A 1224-nucleotide genomic window follows, 5' to 3' on the forward strand; every position below is an offset into this window, starting at 1 on the left:
CTGGCTGAAACCTTGGGCAAGGCCGAGTTGAAGGGTCGCACGTTCGGGGATACTGAGTTCGTGATAGGACATAGTGGCAGCACCGTACCGGAAAGGTCAGGTGTTGCACTCAGTTTTTGCGGCCGCCCCGTCTTTTTTGCGCAACAGGGTAATTCGGTTCCCGCCCTTGCCACCCTTGCCTGAACGATTTTTGACAATGCCGGCAATAATCTGTTTTGGCGTTGTGACAGGTTCCATTCCTGGACCATTTCCTTCCACGACCAAGACATCCTGGTTAGGCAAGACATAGAGCTGGCGTGGATGCAGAAGTCCAGAGGCGATCTTTTCTATGCTCAAACCGGAAGCGACTTTTGGAGTTTGATCGCCTTTCCACCCTACACCGCCAGGAACCTGCATCGGCGGGACCAAAAAGTTTTGCGCTTTTGGGAGTAATGGATTAGAGCCAATTTGCTCCGAAGGATCCACCGCTGCCTTAGTGTCGCAACCGCTTAATATCAGCGACGAAATAACCACTATTCCCAGCGAATTCCACCAGCCTTGCTTATTCATGGCCGACCTCCTTGAAACTGATGTTTTCCCAAACGGATATAACTCTTGCTATTGCCATTAAGGCAACTGTCGCGACAGAAAGCCATAAACCGTCAGGAATGACCGCGTAAGCGTCCCGACTGTGCACAAATGCATTTATAAGCGCAGTGATAATACCAAATCCGTTCAGCCAGAATTCGACCTTCTCGATCAGTGAGCTGGCCGGATTCTTTCCAAACCACACATAGCCGAGGTTGATGAGCCGGGGCACAATAGCGATCACCAATCCAATGCTTACGAGCCAGGCTGCACTTTTTACCCAAAGTATCTCAGCGCTACTGGCATAGATGACATCAAAAATCAACACCGCCACAAAGAAGCCAAAAGGTATCGGGTTAAGCAGATTGAAAACCGCCGCCATCAACCTGAACTGAGATGATTTATTTTCTACTCTCATTAAGTGTCTCTCTTTAGGCATAACAGTGATTTATGCGACGACAAATCACAACCTGACGCCGGGATTTAAATCCAAACGTCCCGCTTACAAGATAAACAACATACTAGTAATGCCTGAATTCATAGAATAAGCGCAACGCTTGAAACGAGAGGCAGAGAGCCAGCCACCGGTAGAATCCAGGCTCTCACACCGAAGGATTCAAGCGCAGATGACTACGCATTACCGGCAGCTGACTCAGG

2 protein-coding genes are annotated in these 1224 nt (G+C 49.3%); both read right to left on the reverse strand.

The genetic code is table 11. The features are described 5' to 3' along the window. Positions 1 to 96: 96 nt before the first annotated feature. The gene (locus tag ABX75_RS27995) at positions 97 to 549 is read right to left on the reverse strand and encodes a hypothetical protein (RefSeq protein ID WP_047883138.1); all 453 of its coding nucleotides are present in this window, start codon (positions 547 to 549) and stop codon (positions 97 to 99) included. Next, positions 542 to 985 carry a membrane protein gene (locus ABX75_RS28000; protein ID WP_047883139.1) on the reverse strand — a complete coding sequence of 148 codons (444 nt, stop codon included), beginning with the start codon at positions 983 to 985 and terminating at the stop codon, positions 542 to 544. Before ABX75_RS28000 ends, ABX75_RS27995 begins: the two co-directional genes overlap by 8 nt. Positions 986 to 1224 lie beyond the last annotated feature (239 nt).

The organism is Pseudomonas sp. ARP3 (assembly GCF_001029595.1).
GTDB classification, from domain to species: Bacteria; Pseudomonadota; Gammaproteobacteria; order Pseudomonadales; family Pseudomonadaceae; genus Aquipseudomonas; species Aquipseudomonas rhodesiae.

Bases quoted from the DNA above. Each gene is read 5' to 3' on its own strand.
- ABX75_RS27995 (WP_047883138.1), bottom strand. From the start codon at position 549: ATGAATAAGCAAGGCTGGTGGAATTCGCTGGGAATAGTGGTTATTTCG.
- ABX75_RS28000 (WP_047883139.1), bottom strand. From the start codon at position 985: ATGAGAGTAGAAAATAAATCATCTCAGTTCAGGTTGATGGCGGCGGTT.